This window comes from Streptomyces sp. YS-3, from assembly GCF_045257485.1.
GTDB lineage: Bacteria > Actinomycetota > Actinomycetes > Streptomycetales > Streptomycetaceae > Streptomyces.
Genome location: NZ_JBJHPC010000512.1, coordinates 1 through 5,161 on the forward strand (window position 1 = coordinate 1; position 5,161 = coordinate 5,161).

Here is a 5,161-nt window from a genome sequence, read left to right on the forward strand (position 1 = left end):
CCCCCGGCAACAACCCCTCCGGCACATCCTGATACGTCACCGGCCGCAACCACCGCTCCACCGCCGTCGCCCCCACCGACGTGGACGTCGACGTCGTCGCCGGGTAGGGACCGCCGTGGTGCTGGGCGGGCGCCACCGCCACCCCCGTCGGCCACCCGTCCACCAGGACCCGTCCCGCGAGCCCCGTCAGCGTGGCGAGCAGCGACGCCGCCGCGCCGCCGTCGCGCCCCGCTCCCTCCGCCTCCGACAGATGCAGCGTCGCCGTCAGGTTCCCCGGCAGCCGCGAGAGCACCGCTCCGATCTCGGACGGGTGCTCATACCGCGCCACCACCGTCACCGGCCCGAAGCACTCCTCCAGGAGCAGATCGTGCGGTCCCTGCGAGGCCAGCGCGGACGCCGCGACCGTCAGGAATCCCGCGCTGACCGTGTGCTCCCCGCCGGACCCGGGCGTGACCGGCGCGCCGACCCCCTCCAGCGCGGCCCGCGAGGCGACGCCGGCCACGAACGCGTCCCGCATCCGGTGGTCCAGCATCACCCCCGCCTCCGCGTCGCTCACCGTCGCCGTCAGCGCCTTCAGCAGCGCGTCGCCGCCCGGCCCGGCCGGCGCGAGCACGAAGCCCGGCTTGGTGCAGAACTGGCCGACGCCCAGCGTCATCGAGGCACCCAGCCCCGCGCCGATCGACTCGCCCCGCTCCTCCGCCGCCGCCTCCGTGACCACGACCGGGTTCAGCGACCCCAGCTCGCCGTGGAAGGGGATCGGCACCGGCCGGGCCGCCGCCGCGTCGAAGAGGGCGCGACCGCCCCGTACCGAGCCGGTGAAGCCGGCCGCCGCGACCAGCGGGTGGCGCACCAGCGCGATCCCGGCGTCGAAGCCGTGGACGAGTGCCACCACCTCCTGCGGCAGCCCGACCCGTACCGCCGCCCGCCGCAGCAGTGAGACGCACAGCTCGGAGGTTGCCGGGTGGGCCGGGTGGGCCTTGACGACGACCGGGCACCCGGCCGCGAGCGCGCTCGCCGTGTCCCCGCCGGGGACGGAGAAGGCGAGCGGGAAGTTGGACGCCGAGTACACCGCGACCACGCCCAGCGGCACCTTCATCCGCCGCAGGTCCGGCCACGGCGGGGTGCGGCCGGCGTCGGCGTGGTCGATGCGTACGTCGAGGAAGGCGCCCTCGTCCACCACGTCCGCGAAGGCCCGCAACTGGGCGGTGGTCCGGGCGAGTTCCCCGGTGAGCCGGACCGGCCCGAGGGCGGTCTCGGCGTCGGCGGCCTCCACCACGTGCTCCGCGGCCTCGTCGAGCAGTTCGGCGGCGGTCCGCAGCAGGGCCGCCCGTACGCCCCGGTCGGCGAGCGCGTCGCGCACCGACCACGCGGCCCGCACCGCCTCGTCGACCTCGCGCTCGGACGCCTCCGCCGCGACTTGCTCCCGCGGCTTCCCGGTACGGGGGTCGACACTCCAGACTGGTGCTGTGCTCACCGCTATGTCCTTCCGGCTTCCGGTCCTGCCGAGGTCCCTGGCGGTCGTCCCGCTGATCCTGCTCCGCCCACCAGGGTTTGTTCGGTATTCTGAACAGAGTTCCTGCTGATGAATATGCTGGACTCTATTGACGGGCGTTCTGCGTTGGCAAGACGCGCAGGCAAGAAGGGGCGAGGTCGGATGTCGGCTGTCGAGACAGGTGGGGCCCAGGTCAAGTCCGCCGTGCGTACGGTGGAATTGCTGGAGTACTTCGCGGGGCGCCCCGGAATGCACTCCCTCGCGGCGGTGCAGGAGGCGGTCGGCTACCCCAAGTCCAGCCTCTACATGCTGCTGCGCACCCTGGTGGAGCTCGGCTGGGTGGAGACCGATGCCACCGGCACGCGGTACGGCATCGGCGTCCGCGCCCTGCTGGTGGGCACCTCGTACATCGACGGCGACGAGGTCGTCGCGGCTGCCCGGCCGACGCTGGACCGGCTCTCCGACGACACCACGGAGACCATCCACCTCGCCCGCCTCGACGGCACCAACGTGGTCTACCTCGCGACCCGCCAGTCCCAGCACTATCTGCGCCCCTTCACCCGCGTCGGCCGCCGGCTGCCCGCCCACTCGACCTCGCTGGGCAAGGCGCTGCTGGCCACCCACAGCGACGAGCAGGTGCGCAAGCTGCTCCCGGAGACCCTCCAGCAGCTGACCGAGAACACCATCACCGACCGCGAGAAGCTCATCGAGGAGCTGCACCAGATCCGCGAGCAGGGGTACGCGGTGGACCGCGAGGAGAACACGCTGGGGCTGCGCTGCTTCGGTGTCGCGATCCCCTACCGCACCCCCGCGCGCGACGCGATCAGCTGCTCGGTGCCGGTGGCGCGGCTGACCCCGGCGCACGAGCAGATGGTGAAGGATGCCCTGTTCGACGCGCGCGACCGGCTGACGCTGGCGACCCGCCGGCTCTGACCCCGCGCGCGGTCCGGGCGGCTGCGGGGTCATGAGAGGTTTCTGAGAAAAGCGGCCAAAGGGAACGATTCACGGCATCCGGCACGTCCTCTGTGCGGGATGAACAAGACAATCAGGCGCAGCGCGGTCTTCTGTCTGCTCATGGTGCTGGCCCTGCTGGGCCGGGCCACCTATGTGCAGTTCTACCAAGGCCGGGCGCTCGCGGACGACAAGCTGAACCGGCGGAACACCATCGCGCGGTACGCGAACCCGCTCGGTGACATCATCGTGGCCGGCTCGCCGATCACCGGATCGGTGCGGACGACCGGCGGCGATCTCGCGTACAAACGCGCGTACAGGAACGGTGAGCTGTACGCGGCCGTGACCGGCTACAGCTCGCAGGTGTACGGCGCGACCCAGTTGGAGGGGATCTACGGCAAGGTGCTGGACGGCACCGACACCCGGATGAAGGACCCGCTCTCGGCGCTCACCGGCGAGCGGGCACCCGGCGGCGACGTGCTGACCACCATCGACCCGGCGGTGCAGAAGGCCGGCTACGAGGCGCTGGGCGGCAAGAAGGGCGCGGCCGTCGCCATCGACCCGAGGACCGGCCGCATCCTCGGCATGGTCTCGACGCCCTCGTACGACCCGTCGAAGATCGCCGGTTCGGCGGACGGCGCCGCCTGGAAGGCGCTGTCGGAGGATCCGGACAAGCCGATGGTCAACCGGGCGCTGCGCCAGCCGCTGCCGCCGGGTTCGACGTTCAAGCTGGTGGTGGCGGCTGCGGCGCTGGAGGACGGCCTCTATCCGTCGGTGGACACGAGGACCGACAGCCCCAGTCCGTACACCCTGCCCGGCACCCGGACCGTGCTGACCAACGAGAACCCGTCCGCCCCGTGCGAGAACGCCACGATCCGCACGGCGCTCCGGTACTCGTGCAACAACGTCTTCGCGAAGCTGGCGGACCGGCTCGGCCAGGACAAGCTCCGGGCCACGGCGGAGAAGTTCGGCTTCAACGACGCCGAGCAGGACGTACCGGTGCGGGCCTCGGCGAGTGTGTATCCGAAGGCTTCCGAGAAAATGGACCGGGCGCAGACCGCGCTGACCGGTATCGGCCAGTTCGATGTGACGGCGACTCCGCTCCAGATGGCCATGGTGTCGGCCGCTATAGCCAACGATGGGGTCATGGCGTCGCCGCATATGGTCTCAAAGGTGACGGACGCTGAGGGCACGACCCTTCAGTCGTACGCGGACGGCGGTGGCAAGCGGATCGTCTCCTCGGAGACCGCCCGCCAGTTGCGTTCCGCGATGGTGACGGTCGTCGAGGAGGGCACCGGCTCCAACGCCAGGGTGAGCGGCGCCGAGGTCGGCGGCAAGACGGGCACGGCCCAGCACGGCGTGGGCAACTCCAAGACGCCGTACGCCTGGTTCACGTCGTACGCCAAGGACTCCGCCACCGGCAGGCAGATCGCCGTGGCCGTGCTCGTCGAGGACTCCGGCGCGGCCCGCTCGGAGGTGAGCGGCAACGGCCTGGCGGCGCCGGTGGCGCAGAAGATGATGGGGGCGGCCCTGCGGGCGTCCTAGGGCACCGGGGCGGGCGGGAATAGGGCGTCCGCCGGATCCGTCACGGCCGCCTCACCGGCGAGATTTTCCCCTGTGAACACCACAGGGACGAAGAGCGCGGCCCGCGGCGGCCCGCTGAGAAGGGTCCTGACGGACCGCGACGCGGGGCTGTATCTGACCGGGGTGGTGGTGTCCGGGTTCGGGTCGTCGGCGATGTGGCTGACGGCCGGGATCTGGACCAAGTCGCTGACCGGCTCCGACGCGTTGGCGGCGCTCACCGTCTTCACCATGTGGGCGCCGACCCTGGTGGGCCCGCTGCTCGGCACGGTCGCGGACCGGGTGCGCCGCCGTCCGCTCCTGGTGGGGCTGAACCTCGCGTCGGCGGTCCTGCTGATGGCGCTGCTCGCGCTGGACACGGCGGGCCGGATCTGGATCCTGTTCGCGGTGCTGCTGGTGTACGGCGTGAACGGCGTCATCCAGGACGCGGCCGAGGCGTGCCTGGTGGCCGCCGCCGTCGACCGCGATCTGCTGGGCGACTTCAACGGCCTGCGGATGACGGCCAACGAGGGCATGAAGCTGGTCGCCCCGCTGGCGGGGGCGGGTCTGTACGCGCGGTACGGCGGTCAGGCGGTGGCGGTCCTGGACGCGGTGACGTTCCTCCTGGCGGCGGGGATCTTCGCGCTGATACGGGTACGGGAGGCGCGGCCGGCGCCCGGTGGCCACTGGCTGGCCGATACGGCGGAGGGGACGCGTACGGTGTGGCGCTCGCCGGTGCTGCGGCCCCTGGTGCTGGCGGGCGCGGCGACGATGCTGTGCGCCGGTCTGAACGGTGCGGCGATCTACGCGGTGACCGACGAACGGCTCGGCCACTCGGCGACGTTCGTGGGGGTGCTGTACGCGGTGCAGGGCGTGGGCTCGGTGGCCTCCGGGCTGCTCGCGGGCCCGCTCCTGCGCCGCCTGCCCGCCCACTGCTACGCCGCGGCCGGTATCGCGGTGTTCGCGGTGTCGGTGTGCGCGCGGGTCCTGCCCTACGACGCGGTGGCGTTGGTGTGCGGCGCGGGAATCGGGCTGGGGCTGCCGTGCGTGCTGGTGGCGTCGATGACGGCGGTCCAGCGGTCGGTCCCGGACGCGGTGCTCGGCCGCACGGCGTCGACGGCGAACACGCTGCTGTTCGTACCGAACGCGGTGGGGCTG

The 5,161-nt window shown here is 72.3% G+C and carries 4 protein-coding genes; 3 read left to right on the forward strand and 1 reads right to left on the reverse strand.

The features are described 5' to 3' along the window. On the reverse strand, nucleotides 1–1,474 hold a 1,474-nt coding region (locus ACJA3G_RS29490), incomplete at its 3' end, for an aldehyde dehydrogenase (NADP(+)) (RefSeq protein ID WP_406556090.1). 180 nt (nucleotides 1,475–1,654) lie between these two features. Between ACJA3G_RS29490 and ACJA3G_RS29495 the strand changes: the two genes are divergently transcribed. From ACJA3G_RS29495 to ACJA3G_RS29505, 3 genes are all read left to right on the forward strand, one after another. Further along, a complete protein-coding gene (locus tag ACJA3G_RS29495; protein ID WP_358837307.1) occupies nucleotides 1,655–2,425 on the forward strand; it encodes an IclR family transcriptional regulator in 771 nt (256 codons plus the stop codon). Nucleotides 2,426–2,524: 99 nt separating this feature from the next. After that, nucleotides 2,525–3,988, forward strand: a complete 1,464-nt coding sequence (locus tag ACJA3G_RS29500; RefSeq protein WP_406556091.1) for a peptidoglycan D,D-transpeptidase FtsI family protein — start codon at nucleotides 2,525–2,527, stop codon at nucleotides 3,986–3,988. Between the two features lie 72 nt (nucleotides 3,989–4,060). Further along, on the forward strand, nucleotides 4,061–5,161 hold a 1,101-nt coding region (locus ACJA3G_RS29505; RefSeq protein WP_406556092.1), incomplete at its 3' end, for an MFS transporter.